At 42.2% G+C, this 20,583-nt stretch carries 16 protein-coding genes; 10 read left to right on the top strand and 6 right to left on the bottom strand.

Annotated features, from left to right (window positions below):
* The first annotated feature begins 204 nt into the window (after positions 1–204).
* The gene (gene ettA / locus PZ638_RS03075; RefSeq protein ID WP_004914750.1) at positions 205–1,872 is read left to right on the top strand and encodes an energy-dependent translational throttle protein EttA; all 1,668 of its coding nucleotides are present in this window, start codon (positions 205–207) and stop codon (positions 1,870–1,872) included.
* Positions 1,873–2,061: 189 nt separating this feature from the next.
* Here ettA and nadR read toward each other — a convergent pair whose 3' ends face one another.
* The 3 genes from nadR to serB form a co-directional block, all read right to left on the bottom strand.
* The gene (gene nadR / locus PZ638_RS03070) at positions 2,062–3,297 is read right to left on the bottom strand and encodes a multifunctional transcriptional regulator/nicotinamide-nucleotide adenylyltransferase/ribosylnicotinamide kinase NadR (protein WP_094962742.1); all 1,236 of its coding nucleotides are present in this window, start codon (positions 3,295–3,297) and stop codon (positions 2,062–2,064) included.
* Positions 3,298–3,326: 29 nt separating this feature from the next.
* Positions 3,327–4,712, bottom strand: a complete 1,386-nt coding sequence (radA, locus tag PZ638_RS03065; protein ID WP_110592434.1) for a DNA repair protein RadA — start codon at positions 4,710–4,712, stop codon at positions 3,327–3,329.
* Between the two features lie 465 nt (positions 4,713–5,177).
* The gene (gene serB / locus PZ638_RS03060; protein WP_112307945.1) at positions 5,178–6,155 is read right to left on the bottom strand and encodes a phosphoserine phosphatase; all 978 of its coding nucleotides are present in this window, start codon (positions 6,153–6,155) and stop codon (positions 5,178–5,180) included.
* A gap of 315 nt (positions 6,156–6,470) precedes the next feature.
* On the opposite strand from serB, the gene PZ638_RS03055 reads away from it, so the two are divergent.
* Positions 6,471–7,244 (top strand): AhpA/YtjB family protein, encoded by a 774-nt coding sequence (locus PZ638_RS03055; protein ID WP_004905710.1) that lies wholly within the window; start codon positions 6,471–6,473, stop codon positions 7,242–7,244.
* Positions 7,245–7,270: 26 nt separating this feature from the next.
* On the opposite strand, the gene PZ638_RS03050 is transcribed toward PZ638_RS03055, so the two are convergent.
* Entirely contained in the window at positions 7,271–8,053 is a 783-nt protein-coding gene (locus tag PZ638_RS03050) for an energy transducer TonB (protein ID WP_272674246.1), read from the bottom strand.
* A gap of 179 nt (positions 8,054–8,232) precedes the next feature.
* On the opposite strand from PZ638_RS03050, the gene PZ638_RS03045 reads away from it, so the two are divergent.
* The 5 genes from PZ638_RS03045 (at position 8,233) to PZ638_RS03025 (ending at position 17,186) form a co-directional block, all read left to right on the top strand.
* Positions 8,233–8,769: an RNA polymerase sigma factor gene (locus tag PZ638_RS03045; RefSeq protein ID WP_096864546.1), complete on the top strand. Its 537-nt coding sequence runs from the start codon at positions 8,233–8,235 to the stop codon at positions 8,767–8,769.
* Complete coding sequence (locus tag PZ638_RS03040; RefSeq protein WP_272674249.1) at positions 8,769–9,755, top strand: FecR family protein; 987 nt, start codon at positions 8,769–8,771, stop codon at positions 9,753–9,755. The genes PZ638_RS03045 and PZ638_RS03040 overlap by 1 nt, the downstream gene beginning before the upstream one ends.
* Before the next feature lie 117 nt (positions 9,756–9,872).
* On the top strand, positions 9,873–12,638 hold the full coding sequence (locus tag PZ638_RS03035) for a secretin and TonB N-terminal domain-containing protein (protein ID WP_144141480.1): 2,766 nt from the start codon (positions 9,873–9,875) through the stop codon (positions 12,636–12,638).
* A gap of 62 nt (positions 12,639–12,700) precedes the next feature.
* Positions 12,701–14,407, top strand: coding sequence for an ABC transporter ATP-binding protein/permease (locus PZ638_RS03030; protein ID WP_004905719.1), 1,707 nt, complete (start codon positions 12,701–12,703; stop codon positions 14,405–14,407).
* Positions 14,397–17,186 carry a M16 family metallopeptidase gene (locus tag PZ638_RS03025; protein WP_180312356.1) on the top strand — a complete coding sequence of 930 codons (2,790 nt, stop codon included), beginning with the start codon at positions 14,397–14,399 and terminating at the stop codon, positions 17,184–17,186. Before PZ638_RS03030 ends, PZ638_RS03025 begins: the two co-directional genes overlap by 11 nt.
* Positions 17,187–17,279: 93 nt before the next feature.
* Here the strand turns inward: PZ638_RS03025 and PZ638_RS03020 are convergent, their stop codons facing one another.
* Entirely contained in the window at positions 17,280–18,353 is a 1,074-nt protein-coding gene (locus PZ638_RS03020; RefSeq protein WP_144396010.1) for a hypothetical protein, read from the bottom strand.
* Between the two features lie 277 nt (positions 18,354–18,630).
* Here PZ638_RS03020 and PZ638_RS03015 point away from each other — a divergent pair, with 277 nt between their 5' ends.
* The 3 genes from PZ638_RS03015 to PZ638_RS03005 all read left to right on the top strand — a co-directional run bounded on the left by PZ638_RS03015 (position 18,631) and on the right by PZ638_RS03005 (position 19,661).
* Positions 18,631–19,068 (top strand): GNAT family N-acetyltransferase, encoded by a 438-nt coding sequence (locus tag PZ638_RS03015; protein ID WP_241098208.1) that lies wholly within the window; start codon positions 18,631–18,633, stop codon positions 19,066–19,068.
* A gap of 84 nt (positions 19,069–19,152) precedes the next feature.
* Positions 19,153–19,341 carry a type II toxin-antitoxin system CcdA family antitoxin gene (locus tag PZ638_RS03010; protein WP_094962730.1) on the top strand — a complete coding sequence of 63 codons (189 nt, stop codon included), beginning with the start codon at positions 19,153–19,155 and terminating at the stop codon, positions 19,339–19,341.
* Entirely contained in the window at positions 19,341–19,661 is a 321-nt protein-coding gene (locus PZ638_RS03005) for a CcdB family protein (RefSeq protein ID WP_112307951.1), read from the top strand. The genes PZ638_RS03010 and PZ638_RS03005 overlap by 1 nt, the downstream gene beginning before the upstream one ends.
* A gap of 71 nt (positions 19,662–19,732) precedes the next feature.
* Here PZ638_RS03005 and deoD read toward each other — a convergent pair whose 3' ends face one another.
* Positions 19,733–20,449 (bottom strand): purine-nucleoside phosphorylase, encoded by a 717-nt coding sequence (deoD, locus tag PZ638_RS03000; protein WP_004914779.1) that lies wholly within the window; start codon positions 20,447–20,449, stop codon positions 19,733–19,735.
* Positions 20,450–20,583: the final 134 nt, after the last annotated feature.

The following is a 20,583-nucleotide window of genomic DNA, read 5'->3' as shown; positions in this document are numbered from 1 at the left end:
GTATAGACACACTATACACCCACAAATTGATAATAGAAAGTCATCAAGCTTGTATCACTGAGAGGGATGGATGATCTTCTGATGTTCAGGTATAGTTCTAGAAAATTATATAGCTGTTTATTAAATGCTTTTCAGCCTAAGCTTGTTAAAGCAAAAATAGACTAAAAAACTAAAATTCCCTTTACAAATCAAAAGGTAAATAAATTGGCTCAATACGTCTACAGTATGTATCGGGTTGGAAAAATTGTTCCACCGAAACGTCATATTTTAAAAAATATCTCTCTGAGCTTCTTTCCGGGGGCTAAGATCGGTGTTTTAGGTCTTAACGGTGCCGGTAAATCAACGTTACTGCGTATTATGGCGGGTATTGATACCGATATTGAAGGTGAAGCACGTCCACAACCGGGTCTGAAAATCGGTTATCTTCCGCAAGAACCGAAGCTAAACCTTGAGCACACCGTACGCGAAGCTGTTGAAGAAGCGGTTAGCGAAGTGAAAAATGCATTAACACGCTTAGACGAAGTTTATGCAGCTTACGCGGAAGAAGGGGCAGATTTCGATAAACTCGCGAAAGAGCAAGGCGAGTTAGAAGCCATTATCTCCGCACAAGATGGTCATAATTTAGACAACCAATTAGAGCGAGCGGCGGATGCACTGCGCCTGCCAGCTTGGGATGCTAAAATTGAAAACCTTTCTGGGGGTGAACGTCGTCGTGTCGCCATTTGCCGCTTACTACTCGAAAAACCCGATATGTTGCTGCTCGATGAGCCAACCAACCACTTGGATGCCGAGTCTGTTGCCTGGTTAGAGCGTTTCTTACACGACTACGAAGGTACTGTTGTGGCTATCACGCATGACCGTTACTTCTTAGATAACGTCGCGGGTTGGATCCTCGAACTTGACCGTGGTGAAGGTATTCCTTGGGAAGGTAACTACTCTTCTTGGCTTGAGCAAAAAGATGAACGTTTGGCGCAAGAAGCCTCTACAGAAGCCGCTCGTCGTAAATCTATCGAAAAAGAGCTTGAGTGGATCCGCCAAAATCCAAAAGGCCGTCAGGCTAAAGGTAAGGCGCGTTTGGCTCGATTTGAAGAACTCAATAGCGTGGAATATCAAAAACGTAATGAAACCAGCGAACTCTTTATTCCACCTGGACCGCGTTTAGGGGATAAAGTTATCGAGGTTGAAAACCTAAGTAAATCCTATGGTGATCGTGTTCTGATTGATAACCTGAATTTCTCAATCCCGAAAGGGGCAATTGTGGGAATTATCGGTCCTAACGGTGCAGGTAAATCCACTCTGTTCCGTATGATATCGGGCCAAGAGCAACCGGACTCTGGCTCAATCACGTTAGGTGATACCGTGAAAATTGCCTCTGTTGACCAGTTCCGTGATGCGATGGACGACAGCAAAACTGTCTGGGAAGAAATTTCTAACGGCCAAGACATCATGCGTATTGGTAACTTTGAAATTCCAAGTCGCGCTTATGTGGGTCGCTTTAACTTTAAAGGCGTTGACCAAGGTAAACGTGTTGGTGAGTTATCTGGTGGTGAACGTGGCCGTTTACACTTAGCCAAATTACTGCAAGTGGGCGGTAACGTCCTGTTACTCGATGAACCAACCAACGACCTCGACGTTGAAACTTTACGTGCGCTGGAAAACGCCCTGTTAGAGTTCCCGGGCTGTGCCATGGTTATTTCCCATGACCGTTGGTTCCTTGACCGTATTGCAACGCATATCATTGATTACCAAGACGAAGGTAATATTACGTTCTTCGAAGGTAACTTCTCTGAATATGAAGATTACAAAAAACGGACGTTAGGCGCGGAAGCGTTGCAGCCACATCGTATGAAGTATAAGCGTATGACCAAATAATCCCTGTCATAATTTAGAATTATAGCGGTGTTGGCTGCTTTCGTGAGCCCTAGTCACATACTGGTGTATGCTCCTAGGGACTCACTCTCTTGCCGCCTACCTATAATTCAAATTATTTAAGGGATCGATATCATATAGATAGAATCAAAACGGCATCATTCGATGCCGTTTTTCATTGGGTGACTTTATTTATAAGTCATCCAACATCAGTAACTGCTGAACAAGGGTGACGCACTCCAAGAAACGTGTGTCATAATCTGAGGATTCTACACGCACAAATTCAATATTGTTTTTCTTAAGCATTTCAATGAGTAAGCCTTGGAACGCTTTCCGGTCTTTATCACTCCCCAAGCTTCTTAAACCATCAGCGACCCAAGGGGTGTTATTCTCTAAAACTATTACTAAATCGAATCGGTATTCGTCTATCAATGCCTGAACAAATGGATGCTCTTTGCCTTCATAGCGCAAACAAAAGGCTTGAGTCGTGACAAAGTCGGTATCAATAAATGCCACTTTATTAGCATATTTCACTGCAAAATCAATATATTGAGCGTGTCCCAAGGCGATTTTGTCGTAGTCAGAATATTGCAATGCCATCTCATCACCACCTAAGTGACTAAACACATAGTCTCGGCCATATTCCCATGCACTGGATGTATTGAAAATATTGGCTAACTTATTGACTAACGTCGATTTACCACTTGACTCGCCACCAAGAATAGCGACTTTACGCACAAAAAAGGGTTTCACTTCAGTTGGAATATATTCCCAATAACGAAACGGCGCCTGACGAATTTGGTTACCGCTAATATTCATAAACGTGCGCTCAGGGTCAATCAAGATGGTTTCGATACCTAAGTATTTTTTATACCGCGGCACGTCATTCACTTCCCCTGAATAGATAAAACTTGGATTAATATTATGCTTTTTCAAAAAGCCTTTCATTCCATCACTCCACACTTCCCAACCGTGTGGATATGGCTCTATGCCATTTTCATCAAATGAGTGAATATGAATATTCTTTTGATATTTAAAAGTTTGTAATAACCAGCGTAAACGGTCGCTTACTGTGGGTTGTTGAGACATAGAACTGTTAACAAACAAGTCCTTATCACGGGGTTCATCATGGCAGAGAATGACGTGGAGCTCATCGACTTGGCTACATGCCCGTTGAATCAAATAAATATGCCCAGTATGTAATGGATAAAATTTGCCAAACACCACGCCAATCGTTTTTTGCTGAATAGGGTATTCAAGGCCTAAAAAACGATGCAATGCCGCGATTTTTTGTGCGCTGGGGCTTTTAATTTTGTCGTTAATCAACTGGCTGAGATAGCCTTTGGTCATATCTGTCGCATCCGCAACTTGCTGGAGCGTGTAACCCGCTCGTTTGATTGCGTTTTTAAGATAGTCAAATTCAGCCATGTATTTTCCTTTTACCCTAGATTAAAAGCTTATAGTTCATCCAAAATACTTAATGCGTCCGCTAACTTTTTCACGCCATACACTTTCATATCTGGCGGTGATTTCTTTGGCATATTCGCATGGGGCACAATAGCACGCTTAAAACCATGTTTTGCTGCTTCAGAGATACGTTCCTGACCACTTGGAACTGGACGAATTTCCCCTGCAAGCCCCACCTCACCAAAGACCACCAGATCTCTAGGTAATGGGCGGTCGCGAAAACTCGAAACCAAAGAAAGTAATAGTGCTAAATCCGCACTGGTTTCAGTTACTTTTACCCCACCCACGACGTTGACAAAAACGTCTTGATCTGACATTTGCAAGCCACCATGACGGTGTAATACTGCCAATAAAATGGCCAAACGGTTTTGTTCAAGCCCGACCGCAACACGCCGTGGGTTAGACATCATCGAATGGTCTACTAGCGCTTGGATCTCCACCAGCAGCGGTCTTGTCCCTTCCCATACTACCATCACGGAGCTACCTGAGGTAATTTCGTCACCACGACTTAGGAAAATTGCAGAAGGATTACTGACCTCTTTAAGCCCTTGTTCTGTCATGGCAAATACGCCTAACTCATTGACTGCCCCAAAGCGGTTTTTATGGCTACGTAAGGTACGAAAGCGGTTATCCGCATCGCCATCTAGCATGATAGAACAGTCAATACAGTGTTCGAGGACTTTAGGTCCTGCTAATGAGCCATCTTTAGTGACGTGGCCAACCATAATAATGGCAACGCCACGGGTTTTCGCAAAACGGGTAAGGTAAGCCGCGGTTTCCCTGACTTGTGCCACACTGCCCGGAGAGGATTGAATATCTGCCATATGCATCACTTGGATGGAGTCAATCACCATCAGTTTGGGCTGTTCTTGCTCCGCTGTTAAACAAATTTGCTCAATACTGGTTTCTGACAGCATATTGAGTGAGTCAGTCGGTAGCCCTAAACGGTGCGCTCGCATCGCAACTTGTTGAAGTGACTCTTCCCCTGTCACATATAAGGTTTTCATTTCACGCGACAACAAACACATGGTTTGCAGCAATAAGGTACTCTTACCCGCTCCCGGGTTACCTCCAATTAGGATAGCACTGCCCGGTACGACTCCCCCGCCAAGTACGCGGTCAAACTCTTTAAACCCTGTAGTAAAACGAGGAAGTTCTTCAAGGCTAATTTCAGACAGCTTCTGAACCTTACTTACCCCAGCCGCATTACCTGCATACCCCGTTAAACGGTCAGTACGTGATGAAGAATTTGTGGAGGCCAGACGCACTTCCGTAATGGTGTTCCATGCATGACACGCGCTGCATTGCCCTTGCCAACGCGGATAATCCGCCCCGCAATCATTACAGACAAACGCCCTTTTAACCCCTTTTGCCACAGCAAACTCCTCTTAAAATTCAATTTTGTTCTTAGTTCTTAGTTCTTAGTTCTTATTATCCATAACACTTTAGCCGTAATACTCTAGATAGTTCACGTTGTGGCAAGGCGGCAAAGGAGGATGTCTTGGGGAGCATACACCAGTATGTGACCCAAGCAGTCGAGTGCAGCCAACACCGCCACAGCACAAACCATAAAATATCGATATCAATATTCAAAATAGTTCGGGTTGTGGCTAGGCGGCAAAAGAGGATGTCTTGGGGAGCATACACCAGTATGTGACCCAAGCAGCCGAGTGCAGCCAACACCGCCACAGCACAAACCATAAAATATCGATATCAATATTCAAAATAGTTCGGGTTGTGGCTAGGCGGCAAAAGAGGATGTCTTGGGGAGCATACACAAGTATGTGACCCAAGCAGCCGAGTGCAGCCAACACCGCTACAGCACGAAATATGAAGAATATTTAGCGTTCTTCGTGTTTGAGGCCCCCGCTCAACACACACATCACCCCCATCAGATCTGCATGACGAATCGCAACCTTCGCCCTTGCATACACCTTTGGTTTCGCATGATATGCAATACCCAGCCCTGCTTTACGGATCATTTTCAGGTCATTTGCCCCGTCACCAATGGCAACAGTTTGCTCAATGGGAATTTCCAGTTTTTCCGCCAATTTAACCAAGGTTTGCGCTTTATATTTAGCATCTACAATTGGGCCTTTGACTTTGCCTGTTAACTTACCATTTTTGACTTCAAGTTGATTAGCAACCGCCGCCACAAGTTTCAATCGCTGTTGCAAGTTATTAGCAAAGAAAGTAAAACCACCGGATGCTATCGCAATGTGCCAATTCATCGCTTGTAACTTACGCACAAGGTTCGTTAAGCCCGGCATTAAAGGCAATGTTTCCATCACTTGGTCAAGAATAGCGACGTCGGCACCTTCAAGTAAGCTAACGCGTGCTCGTAAACTTTCCGTAAAATCGAGTTCCCCTAGCATGGCTCGCTCGGTCACTTCAGCAACCTGCTCTCCAACCCCTGCTAAGCGAGCAATTTCATCGATACATTCAATTTGAATCGCTGTCGAGTCCATATCCATCAGTAATAGGCCCGGTGAACGCAAACGTGGAATTTGCCCTAATGGCACGACATCTAATAAACATTCGTCAGCGAGTTTTTTAATTCGAGGTGTAATACTCCCAGCGATTCTGACCACTTGGTAGTCATCAATACGCCACGAAGAGACAATTACGATAGCGATCCCTAATCGCTGTTGGAAATTACTGATACGCGCTTTATCTAAGCCGCGGCCATATAATAACCACCCACTGTCCCCAGCACGATAATCCAATGGCATCACTTCTTCACCACTTAATGACAATGGCAACCCTGGCCATTTTTGGATTTCGTCGGGTAGATAACAATAGGTCAAGCTCGTTGACATGAAAATTAGCTCCTGTAATCGATATACTCGTCATACTTCAAGTTGTCTGGTTGTTGACTACGCTCAGCTAGCCGAATCACATACTTATGTATGCTCATCGGACTATCTTCGTTTGTCGCCTACATACAACTCGAATTATTTAGAGTGTAACTTTTTTATAATGATAAGTTGCGAGCAGCCGAACGAAGCCACTATACTAAATTTTAAGGCTTTGTGACCTTATGTATTTACTGTTAAAACTGAAGATAACCCCATATTCGCTAAAGTATAACGGCATCTTTATACTCAAAATAAGTCGAGAGCACCAATAAAGCAATGAAACTTACCTTTAGGCTCCACAAAACAGTCATTATCGTTATCTGCGTTGCGTTGGTAACTTTACTTATGCATGGTATTTCTTATTTAGGAAATAGCCAAAACCAAGGCAGAATTGAGCAATTTAAACAATTGACTTATGTTCTTGCTGAGCAAGTTGCTTTCAGCTTATCTGATTATATTGTTCCCGGCAGTAAAGATTTTAATTTAGAGCGAATTAATGCCAATTTAAATAACGTGGTGAAAGATAGGTATATTTTAGATGCCAGTATCTATACTGCCAGTGGCACACTGGTCACTCAAGTCGGTGAGCCGACAACGGTGAAAGAACGGCTGGCCATCGATGACAACTCCTCACTACAAAACTTTCAATACCAGCTTGTCGTTCCCATCCAAGGCACAAAAGAGCCAAAAGGCTATTTGCGTTTAACCATTGATACGGAGCTCCTTGCCGCTGAAATTCAACAAGCGGATAACAGCACCAATGTATTACGAATTTTTATTCTACTTGCCTTATGTATTGGCTTCGTTTTAGCAAATACATTACTGCGTTTAAAGAAAAAGAAAGGCCACAAACAAGCCCCTCCGCTCGTCGTTAATACAGAGGAAAATCAAGATGATAATGGAGATGACGACAGTAATGAAGATGGCAAGCAAGAGAGCAAAGGGACACCTGCTACTAAGCCAGCACGTTTGAAACGAAAGAAAGAACCTCGTCCTTATCGCCCTAAACGACCGACCCCAAAAAACAGACCAAATTCACCTGATAAATAGCCCTAAAAAGGGCTATTTAGTTGAATTTAAATAGACGTTGTATCGAACACGATTGGCGCAATAAACTCGACCCGGCCATCTACCAACAATGTTTCTGGCGGGGTAGGAAAAGGCGCAGCACGTGAAATTGTCGCCAACGCTTCTTTATCCAATATTTTCGTACCGGATGAATTCAATAAGCTGGCGACAATCACTTCACCCCGACTATCCAAAACCACTTTTATATGAGAGACCCCAGTTGAGCGGTAACGCAACGCTGCACGTGGATAGCGTTTGGTCTTGGCTATCCGCTGATGAACCTCACTTTGCCAGCCTTGGTGCCCACTCACTGCCGCAGACGCATTACTGGAGAAATTCGCACTGCTACTGGATTCACTCCCTGATGCAGGAGCGGAAGTCACCATCGATTCCTGCGTAGTTACAGGGGCTTCGTCGATCACTTTTTTCTCTTGTGGAATTGTCTTTTTCGGTGGTCGTTTTTTCTCACTAACTTTCGTCAATGTGCCATTATCAACGATCGCAGTTTCAGGCAATTTATCTACCTTTTCAACCAATTCAGGCAATGACTCTTCACGCGTCGTCATGTGTTGTTTAGGGGCATGATTAATTTCAGGCTCTGCCTGTTTTTCAAGCTGATAAACACCCAGCTGCAACGAAATTGCCGGTGGTAGTACTCCGGTCTTCGGAATTGAAGAAGTAAACCAGCCGATAAAAATGATTGCCAGTGTTCCATGGAAAAGACAACTTAAAACCAAACCGCCTAGTGGACGGAAAATCGGACGCTCTAACTGGCCCGTCATACTGCTCATATTCTGCCTCACGACTTTATTTTTTGCAGATTATAGGCATAATACAAACAAAAATGATATTCATTATTATTAGTAAAAACATAATTATTAAAACAACTTATTGATTTAAATAATAAAGTAATCTGAGCAGATTATTAATCAGCACAATTGTGCTCTTTTATGACATTAACACCAGTAAAATGACTATTGATAAATCTCTTGCCCGTAAAATTAGCGGTGCGTATCAGTCAACATATAGCCAACTTGTGCGCTTTTTCCGCAATCGGCTAGATAACAGCAATGATGCTGATGATTTATCACAGGATGTGTTTACACTATGGCTAAACCGTAAAGAACAAACGCCTGTAAAAGAGAGCCGCGCTTATCTGTTTAAAATTGCGAATCATGTTTTGATTGACCATTGGCGACGTAACCAGCGCCAAACTAAATCAGAAACATCCATTGATGATGTTACTCATGAACCGCATTTTGAACAAAGCCAAGCTGATCCCAGTGAAATCTTGGAACATCAGCAACGCATCCAACGGCTAAGCGAAGCGCTTGAAACGTTACCCCCCCGTCGACGAGAAGCATTTTTGCTGTATCGTTTTGATGGCTTATCTCAAAGTGAGATTGCTGAACGAATGGAAATTTCAATCAGTATGGTGGAAAAACATATCGCGGCGGCGCTTGTTCACTGTAAAAAACACCTTGATAATCAGGGCAATAATTCGTAATGACACACGACTCTTTGCAAACATCAGATGATGAAAGCCGCATTGATGAAGAAGCTGCGCTGTGGTTTACCCGCATGCACAGCCAACGTATCAGCGCCCTTGAAACAGAGCAATTCAAACAATGGATTGCTGCATCACCTGAACATGCAAAAGCGTATGATGCCATTGCTGGACTATGGCGCGATTTTGATGGTATGCCACGCCCTGCTAGCACAATACTTCCCAAGGAAAAACGCCCTTTTTTTCGCTTATGGCGCCCTTTGGGCAATACCTTAGCAGCATTTTTTATTGCGGCTATTTTGTTTTTGCCATACAGCCACTTACCTTCGATGTTGCTCAATAATATGACCTTAGTGGCAACGGATACGCCTAAAGAAGTTACTTTACCTGATGGTTCCCAGCTGTTTCTTAACCGCAATACCCGTATTCATGTCGCCTATGAAACTCCAGTACGTAACCTGTATCTGGAACAGGGAAATGTTTATTTTAAAGTCAAATCCAACCCCTATCGGCCTTTTATAATTCAAGCTGATAACCGGCGTATTCAAGTGGTGGGAACAGAATTTGAAGTGAACAAAGTGGCTCAGCAAGTTGCTGTGAATGTCAGCCAAGGCATTGTCAGCTTTGAAGATGCCGCAAGCAAACAACCCGTTTTCCTACTTGCTGGTGACAGTGCAGTCAGTCAATCGCCGAACAGCCCAATCGCTCGCCAACACATCAACCCGCTAGATGTGGCTCGTTGGCGTTTTGGTGAATTAATTTTTGTCGATAAACCACTTTCAGAAGTCCTCGATGAACTTAAAAACTATTCATCGATAAATATCGAGCTTTCTCCCGCTCAATTAGCGAAGAGTAAAATCTCAGGTCGCATCAATACCCATCAGCCAGAACAGTTTTTTCAAGCCCTTCCTTCATTACTTCCGGTACAAGTCGTCTATCGAGATAAAAATAACGTATTGATTATTCAAAATAAAAAAAATAAATAAAAAATATTTTCATTTGCAGGTGAGGATAATTCTCATTTCACCCTCTTCTTAGCTAGTCATCATTTTGCTGACCTATTTTCGCACACTTTTTGTGCAGCTTAAGAATAAGGGATAACCATGTCTATTCAGTTTACTCAAAGCCGATTAAGGCCGCTCGCCCTTGCTATTGCGGTGAGTAGCGCCATTGTTTGTCAGTCTGCATCAGCACAAGAACTCGCATTTTCACTACCAGAACAATCACTTGCTACCTCTGTGGCTGAAATTAGCCGCCAAGGGCAAATCCAATTGATCTATGATAAAGGTCAGTTAAATGGCTTACGTGCACCTGCATTGTCTGGCAACTACTCCGCACAAACCGCATTACAAAAAATACTTATCGGTAGCGGCTTAGAGTTAGTCAATGAAAATGGTGTTTTCGTTATTCGTCAGCAAAATTTAAGCCAAGGCACATTGGTATTACCGGAAACTCAAGTATCTGGCGTTGTTCAGAACCACCCCGCGACAGATGTGATGTCCGCACCACAATACGTGACTTCTGAAGAGATTAGCCAGAAAAATACCGGTGATGGCAATATCACCGATTTAATGAAGACTAACCCTGCTGTCCAATTTGCTAACAATGACAGTAACTCGATGAACCAAGGGGAAATCAAGCCTTCCCGCATCTCAATCCACGGTTCAAGCAGCTACCAAAACGCCTATCGCCTTGATGGAGTGAGCTTTAACAACGATTTTGACCCCGCAGACAGTGGTCTCGGTGAAACAACTACCCGTCTGAGCAGTAGCGACCAAGGGATCTACATAGACAGCCGTCTGATCGACAGCATGACAGTGTATGACAATAATATTCCTGTCGAATTTGGTGGATTTACAGGGGGCACCGTTGAGGTGAACAGCCGCCGCTGGCAAGGGGAAAATAGTGCTCACGCCTATTACCGCCTAACCCGCTCTGGTTGGAATAATTTGTTCCACGATTCATCGCAAAGGATTGATACTACCAAAAATGATACGGCAAATCCTGCTCGTTTCCAAAACCGCTATGATAAAAATGACTTTGGTGGCTGGTTTGAATTAGGGGTGAGTGAAAATTCAGGGCTCGTATTCTCGGCCTCACGTCGTAGTTCGACTATTCCAATGACGCTCGCCAATGATGGCGCCGCAATGATCAATGGCAATGGTGAATTGGAAATGACAGACGGCCTAACTGGAAAAAAAGATCAAAAAAGGATTTCTGATAACTATTTTTTGAAGTATACCATTGATCTCTCTGATAAAAGTTCCTTAGACCTTTCTGCAAACTATGCTGACTATGATAGTCGCTTATTTACTTCCACTATCATGAATTCAGGCTATGACAGTACACATAAAGGTTTAGGTTTTACGGGCGTTTTCAAACACCAATTTGAAGTTGGTCAGTTAGAGCTAACAGCAAGTACTCAGCAACTAAAAGATGAACGAGTCAATGACCAAAACTATTATGTCGAAGTTCTCGCAATGGACTCTGACTATAACTGGGATAACCGGAAATACCTACGTAGTGGCGGACAAGGTGATTTAATCTCTGAACAAAATAGCCAAACAGCAAAAGCAGTTATGAGATTCACTTCAATGGAAGATGGGTTAGGTATTACGCATAAGCCAACTATTGGTAGTGAGCTCAGCTATACTAAAGGGACGTATAAACGAGATAGTGATTTCTATCGTTATAACTATTCAGGTGTCATTGATAAAAATGATTATTGGAATGGCCAACTTACCAATATCACTCGGTTCCAAGCAGGTAAGCATTCCGCAGATTATACTAACTACGCATTATTTCTCGATGACAACTTACAATATGGCAAATTAACACTACGTCCTGGCATCCGTTTAGATCGTGATGACTTTGTGAGTCGTACAAATATTGCCCCTCGATTTTCTGGTTCATATGACATTTTTGGCGACAATTCAACGTTATTGATCGCTGGTGCTAACCGTTATTATGGCCGTTCAATGCTAACCTATGCCTTATATGGTGCACAAAATGCAGGTATGCAAAACTGTAATTGGGGCTGTTCATTAGATCCAAATTTAAATGATTGGGATAATAAAAAAGACTACGAAGGCATAGATTCACTAAAAACACCGTATAACGATGAACTTACCCTTGCCTTGCAACAAGAAATAATGTCAACCACATGGCGTTTACAATATGTGCATCGTGAAGGTTACGATGAAGTTCGAACTCGTACCAAATATGATACTCGTGATGCCGATAAACGCAGTATTCGTATGTATGACAATGGCGGCCGTAGCTCACACGACACCGTAACCCTATCCGTTAATAACAGCCAACCTTGGGAGTGGGCAGAAGCTTCCCATGTAATGACAGCATCACTCACATGGCAGCAAAGTGAAAGTAATACGCCAAAAGATTCTGGCTATAACTCATTCGATCCAGCCAATAAAGTTAACCTCAACAAAGTTTGGTATGACGGCAAAATTATTGACGCATCAAAGTTGCCTTCAACTAGCTTTAACTCCCCGTTCAAATTTAACTTAGAACTGACCAGTGTTTGGGACGATTATGATCTAACTTGGTATAACCGCCTGCAATGGTGGGGAGCCCGAGACCAAGCGGTTCGCTACGACAATGCCTACGCAGTCGACCCTGAGTATGGACAAGTTCGTAAGTACACCAAGCAACATTTCTCCAGTAAATATACGTGGGATACCCGTCTTGGCTGGAAGCCTGAATTTGCTCACGGTTTTGGCTTCTCCGTCGAAGTGAACAATATTCTTAACAATAAAAATGTTGCTGACCGCTTCGTATTTGAAGATCGCGTATTGAAATCTTACGATCCGGGCCGTCAGTTCTGGTTACAAGTCAATTACGACCTGTAATTCCCAGCAATGTGAGCAATAAAACTCGTTAAACAATTAAAACAACAAATGAATAAAACGTCATGAAGACACTGAAACAATTTTTCTATTTAGTAAAACCTTTTTGGGGGCAGCGTGCTGCCCTTTTGTGCTGGATACTGCTGTTTGCCTCACTCGGGCTCACCTTGTCCTCGGTGTGGTTCAACGTCAAAATGAACATGTGGAACGGCGACTTTTATAACGCCCTACAAAAACTCGACGGCCAAGCCCTATATGGACTGTTGCAGTACTTTGTGATCTTAGTTAGTGGGCTGATTTTTGTCGTCGTTATGGGTAATTACCTAAAACAAATGCTGATTATCCGCTGGCGCAAAGGCATGACTGAGCAAGTACTTAGCCGTTGGTTATCCCCCAATAGTAAACATTACCTGTTAAGGCTGACATCACAAGAACCCGATAACCCAGACCAACGTATCGCTGAAGATATCCGTTTACTGATTGAATCAACATTAAATTTAGTGGTGACATTCCTTCACTCAATGCTAACGCTGATTTCATTTGCCGCCATTCTTTGGACGCTTTCCGGTAGCCTGTCGTTTAATTTTGCCGATAGCGACTGGACCATCCCCGGGTATATGTTCTGGGCTTGTATTATTTATACCCTCATTGGTATTGCACTTACCCAATGGATAGGTTTTCCGCTACGCCGTTTGCATATGGATAAGCAGCGCCGCGAAGCGGATTACCGTAGCTCGCTAATTAATTGCCGCCAACACGGTGATGCCATCGCAGGGCAACGCGGTGAAACTCAAGATAGAAAAGAACTGATGGGGCGCTTTGGTGAAATTATCAGCAACTGGAACCGCCTTATTCGCTGTGAAAGAAATTTATCTTTTTATACAGTGGGTTACCAACAAGTTACCGCTTTAGCACCTGTATTACTCGCACTGCCTAAATTCCTTGCGGGTGAAATCATGTTAGGTGGCTTAATGCAATTGCGCCAAGCCTTTACCAGTGTTGCGACTTCACTCGGTTGGTTTATTTTTGCCTATAAAGAAATCGCCGCATGGCAAGCCACGGTCTCCCGTTTATACAACTTTGTGGTTTTATTGGAAAACGATAACAAAGCTGTGGTTACTATCGACGAAAAATCGCCACCTCTGGTGGCTAAGTTATCCATTTCTACCGCAGACAACCGCTGTTTAATTAATTCCGTGAATATCACCGCCAAACAAGGTGAATTAACCTTGATTAGTGGCCGTTCTGGCATTGGAAAATCCACCTTATTACGTACGCTAAGTGGGCATTGGCCTTTCTTCAACGGTACTATTAGCCGAACAGAAAAAGTTATGTGGATCCCACAGCGTCTCTATTTACCAATTAGTCGGCTTGATAGCTTATTAGCTTATCCCAAAGCGGCATCCCAATTTAGCCAGCAAGATTTTCAATATGCATTGATGTTAGTCGGTTTGGAAAAACTGCATCATCAATTAGCACTCGAAACCGATTGGAACAACCGCCTATCTGGTGGAGAACAGCAGCGCATTATGTTTGCGCGTTTATTGCTCAACCGACCAAAACTGCTTTTATTGGATGAAACCACCTCCGCCCTTGATGAAAACAGCGCATTAGAACTCCTCGCTCTATTGAAAGCTGAGTTACATGACAGCGCCATTGTTTTGGTTAGCCATCAAAGCTTCGTTGCTCAATTTGCGGAACAACAAATATTGCTCGTTGAACCTGCGAGTGAAAAATCCTTAAATACAGGAACGCCTGAATATGCTTCATAAAATTACCTTCGCCACATTAATAAGCATTCTGCTCGGTGGCTGCGCAGGCAGTACATCGGTGAGCCAAAATTCAACCTCACTGTTACCTGTGCGCGGTGACCTTCAACACTATCAACTCGACAATGGGCTACAAGTTTACCTTCTGCAACGTAATCAACCCGGAGTTGAACTGCGTTTATTGGTCAGTAGCGGCTCATTACAAGAAAATGAACAGCAGCTTGGCCTCGCACACTTTACTGAACATATGGCGTTTAAAGGCACCAAACATTTTCCGGGAACCACGGGGTTCAAACAGCTGGAACACCAAGGGCTTAAACTCGGTAGCCATGTGAATGCCATTACGAGTTTAAATTCCACGCTATATAAATTATCACTCCCCGAAGCCACGACAGCACAAGTCGCCACAGGCTTACAAGTGATGGCCGATTGGGCGTCAAATATGACCTTTGACCAAGAAGCCTTTGAAAAAGAGCGCCCTGTAATTGTCGAAGAGTGGCGCTTACGCCAAGGGATGGGCTATCGCATCAATGACAGCTTAGAAAAATTACGCTACCACGGTAGCCGTTACGTCGATCGCAACCCAATTGGCTCATTAGATGTGGTACGCAATGCTCCGATTGAGCAAGCGAAAGACTATTATCAAACATGGTATCAGCCTCAGCGAATGTCACTATTAATTATTGGTGATTTCAATAGTTCATCAGTACGCAATCAGGTTGATAATTTATTTGCGCTCCCTAAACCCAAAAAAGTGGCAGAAGATAACCCGCAATGGAAACAATTTGCCCATTCAACCAATATGTTAGTGCAAGGTGTATTTGATAAAGAGCAAGGGGCGCGTTATGTGCAATTTGCCTTACAAAAGGATGTTAGCGCACCGCTAAATACCCGTTTAGGGCAGTCGGAAGATTTACTGGATAACCTCTGGTTGGCCATTTTAAACCAACGTTTCTCCGTTATGGTGGATAACGGCATTTTGCCGTCGATTAGCATCAATGAACAAGGGGCAATGTTAGATAACCAGCGCTTACAACAGTTGATGATCATCCACCCGAAAGGTAATGATTACCAAGGTGCAACTGAGATTTTATTTACAGAATTACAACGCCTTGCTACTGAGCCGGTTACCCAAGAAGAACTTGATTCTGCAAAGCAAGCGATGTTGAAAAAATTCAGCCTGCAAGCCGCTTCAGAGCAACGTTATAGTAATGAATATTTAGCAGGGCAACTGACGACGGCGCTTGAATACGACATGCCAATGTGGAATAAGCGCCAACAGTTAGATAACAGCTACCAGTTAATGAAATCCGTTAAGCCGCAGGACTTACAACAGCATGTCGCTAAATTCCTACAAACCGCTTCCCCGCGTTTAGCATTAATTGGGCCTGATACTGATGCCCCTACTATTGATAAATCGGCATTTAATCAGCAATGGCTTAAAATACGCCAAAGCACACCAGGGCCATTTACGCTGCGCTCCAAAGCCATTCAACTGCAATTACCCCAATCCATAAAAGGCAGTATTGTTGATCAATCTAAGCTGCCCGTTGAAAAAACGGAACATTGGACTTTGAGTAATGGCATTCAGGTAATTGTTAAAACAGATAAAAACCTGAAAGATGATATTCAATTTAACTTGCAATTACCGGGTGGCCGTTCGTTAGAAACACAACAAACGGCAGGTTTAACGGATTGGGCGTTGAAACTTCCTGAAAGCAGCGGTTATGGAAATTACAGTGCGCGTGATCTGGCTCTGCTGGCAAAACAAAACCAAATTAGCGTTCGCCCATACAGTGAATTGCTGACACATGGTTTTCGCGGAAAAGCCCCTGTCGATAACCTCGAAACAGCGCTACAGTTACTCAATTTAAAACTCACCGCTCCGCAATTTAGTGGTGAAAAATTAGAGCAACAAAAACAATCTTTTACTTTAAACTTATCCAAAACTCCCGTAGAACGCACTTTCCTTGATAATATTAATCGGGAAAGCTATACCCACGGTGAATTTTTGGTGATTAACCCAAAGGGCAGCTGGCAGCAATTTACGGCTCAGCAGTTGCAGCAAGCTAACCGCCAATTACTCACCTCAACAGCAGATATGACACTGGTCATTACAGGTGCAATGAATAGCCGTGATCTAAAACCTCTGTTAGAGCAATGGGTTGCCTCACTGCCACACAGTAACCAAAAACTGGTATCTCGCGACCAAGGGATCATGCCAAAAATGGCGAGTTTTAATAAAACTTATCCTATCAGCAGCAGCGATAAGAGCATGGTGAGTATTCAGTTCGCGTCACCTGCTGTCTGGAACCAGCAAGACAGCTTAGCGATTCAATTAATTGATACCATTGTGAGCCAACGCTTACGTGGTGAACTACGTGAGAAAGCGAGTGGTATTTATGCGCTTGGCTTTTCACAGATGCTCGCGAAGAAACCGCAACCGTATTACCTCGCGCGCTTGAATTTCACCACCTCGCCAGAACGTGCACAGGAAATGACGCAAATCGCCCAAAAAACGATTGGGCAAATTCGTCAAACGGGTATAAGTGAAAAAGAATTAACCGAAGCGAAAAATACTTGGCTCACTGAAAATTCACAAGTCACTGATAGCTCGAGCTACTGGACTGAGGCTCTAGCGCAGATTGCCAGCGATGATGGTCAATTTCAGCGGTTAAACCAAGAGCAAGATATTATTCGCCAACTCACGGTTGAGGATATTAACCGTTTAGCACATCAATATTTAGGGCGAAATTCAAAAGTATTTATGATGACGCCTTGATTGCCTAATAAATAAAAGAATGGCTATCAAACAGCTGTTAGCCATTCTTTCTAAGATTGACTTTTTTCATATAACTCTCTAAGCAGAGTCCATTTAAAATAATTTATTATATAATTTTAATATTTTAAATTTCATATCCATAAAGAAATTTAAAATTCTGTGTTTAACACTTGGGTTTTCTATCTCATGAATGATTTTTTCTATTTTCTCATCATCGTCACTTCCATTCGGAAAAATTTTCCCATACCTCAAGTAACTTCTGACTGATGAGTAAATATCTGAAACTTTATTTCTTTTTATTTTATTCAATAGAGATTTAACTCTATGAAAATCATTTTTCTCAATAGCCGAATCAATGTCCGCCTTTAATTCAATAGGGATTTCCGGTTTAAAATCATCCATTAAGTCATTGTAATTTAAAATATTTTTAATATGGAATTCCATCAGATCAGTAGTTGATGTAGCCTTATTTTTAAATTCAATATTACTAATTTTACCATTTAGTTTACCAATGAAGATATTCACTATTTCTTCAGGATTACTATCATTTAATGAAGTAATTCCAAACGCTTCTGCTATTCTTGTTTTAATCACGATTAAATCTTGTTTTTTATTTAACTCATCAATTAGTTTTGTGATTTTTTTGATTTTACATTCCGTTATTTCCTTTCCTGCCAAGTAAGATATCAAAGACTCTTTCAGTTTCTTTATAGAAGAGTCACAGTTAAGTGATATCCTCAACTGTAATTCTCCATCTATAGATGATGAATCTAAATAATTATCATTTAGATTCATTGGTTTTCCTTTTTCAATACCATTACTACTGTTTGATTTTTGATTGTCTTCTCCTGATAAAGCTATAGGTTCATTAACCTCATGATTTGATTTTCTACTCCCTATGGTTGGGTGAGCATTATCAACTTTAATCATATTATCAGAAAAACACATCATTAACTCTTGCTTTACTTTATAAGACTTTATCTTATCCAAAGATAACCAGCTACTACATAACATCTTTGAATTTTCTTCTGATTTAGTCTGTATTAACCTTTCTATTTCATTAGTAATTATTTTTTTTGTTTTTTTAGTTATGCTATCTTTATTTCCTTTCTTTTGAATCATTATAGCCAATGTGTCACTGCTGACTATCTTTGTATCATTTTTCATGAAATTAATCCCCATAATTTTATTCCTCTTTTTTAATAGAAAATTATATTTAGAAATAATAGATAAATAGATAAACATTCGATATCAGATAGCGCTACTCCCATGCATAGATGGTATATTTAAATAACACATTGACATCTAGCATAATCTAATTGACACAGCGGCAATTGAGTGGGATTAACATCCTTATATGTAATAAATAATGATAAAGAGACTTGATGTGGGCAACATAACCATCCGCAGAGCAACATTAAACGATGTCCCGGCAGTTACCCAGATGCACGCTGCCTATTCGGCGTATGCCAACACCTTACAGCTACCTTACCCAACAGAAAAAACGTGGGAGGCTCGCCTTGGGGCAAATGACCCGCTCGTTACCCAGTTTGTTGCTACTATTGGTGACGACGTTGTGGGTTTGCTTGTAATTAGCCAACCGAGCCAAGTGCGCCGTCGCCATGTTGCAACTTTCGGAATTACCGTTAGTGAAACTCACCAAGGCAAAGGTATTGGCTCACAACTGATGCAAGTAATGGTGGATTACTGCGATAACTGGCTCAATGTCCATCGCATAGAGCTAGAAGTATTCGCAGCAAATGGCAGTGGCATTGGGCTGTATGAAAAGTTTGGCTTCGAGCTAGAAGGCCGCATGAAAGATTATGCATTTCGTGATGGGCAATATGTTGATGCCGTGATGATGAGCCGGATAAAAAGTTAGTCTTAAAACGCCCAGCGCAGTTGCCAGCATAGTGGTGCTACCCTAAAGTAATACCCATCTTATCCACTTAATTTAAGGTAGCCCATGAAAACGCAAAATCATTTCACTGAGATGCAAAATAAGGCAAACCTACAACAAGATTTCCCCCTTACTATCAAACAAAGCTCTGATGCCAAATGGAAAGAAAAAAATAGAACAAACATTGATAGCTTTAACGAATTTGAACAACAAGCAGGGCTATTTACTGATGATAATGAGTATGGGGTGATTTAATGCCTCAATATGCTGTTTATCGTAATAAATCAATCAGGTCGAAAGACCAATATCCTTATCTTATTGATATCCAAAATGACCTACTGAGTGACTATCACTCACGTGTTATCATGCCTATATCGCCATTATTGCATAACAATTCACAAGTTAAGGCTCTAACCCCTGTGGTTTATATTAATGGTATTCACCATGTAATTATCACTAAATCCATAACCACTATTTCCATTAATAAACTTAAACCACGTGACCTCGTCTGTATCATCCCGAATGTTCATGCAAAAATTATTTCGGCTGTTGACATGATCATTTCGGGGATTTAGAGCTTTTATTTCACAAAAAATGCCACGCTATACGTGGCATTTAAAAAATCATCTCAGTATGTAATTAACGACTATTTATCGCCTAACAACACTGAATCCAGTGCAATCTCAATCATTTCATTGAATGTGGTTTGACGTTCTTCTGATGTTGTTTGTTCGCCAGTTTTGATGTGATCAGAAACAGTACAAATCGTCAGTGCGCGTGCGCCAAACTCCGCGGCAACACCATAGATACCCGCGGCTTCCATTTCAACGCCCAGGATGCCGTATTTTTCCATCACTTTGAACATATCAGGATCTGGTGAGTAGAATAGGTCTGCTGAGAATAGGTTACCCACACGTACATTCACGTTTCTTGCTTTTGCTGCTTCAACGGCATTATGAACTAAGTCATAGTCTGCGATCGCTGCAAAATCATTTTCTTTAAAGCGTTGACGGTTAACGCGTGAATCAGTACAAGCGCCCATACCGATCACAACATCACGCAATTTTACGTCATCCATTACTGCGCCACATGAACCCACACGAATAATCACTTTTACACCAAAATCAGTGATCAGTTCTTTCGCATAAATGGAGCATGAAGGGATCCCCATACCGTGACCCATAACAGAAATTTTACGACCTTTATAAGTCCCTGTAAAACCTAACATGCCACGCACATTATTGACTTGGCGAACATCCTGAAGGAAGGTTTCAGCGATGTATTTTGCACGTAATGGATCGCCTGGCATCAGAACGACATCAGCGAAATCACCCATTTCTGCATTAATATGTGGAGTTGCCATGATTATTTCCCTTTAAACGATTAAATATTTTCAAATGAATAAGGTGGCTTCCCACCTTATTATTAATAATCTGTATCTTACTGGCCTAAGCAATTTGAATCGTAGCCAACGAACTACAGCTAGCTTATTACCCT

Origin of the sequence: Providencia hangzhouensis, assembly GCF_029193595.2 — a bacterium.
Taxonomy (GTDB): Bacteria; Pseudomonadota; Gammaproteobacteria; order Enterobacterales; family Enterobacteriaceae; genus Providencia; species Providencia hangzhouensis.
Note: the sequence above shows the minus strand (reverse complement) of the source record. Positions and strands in the feature narration are given on the sequence as shown.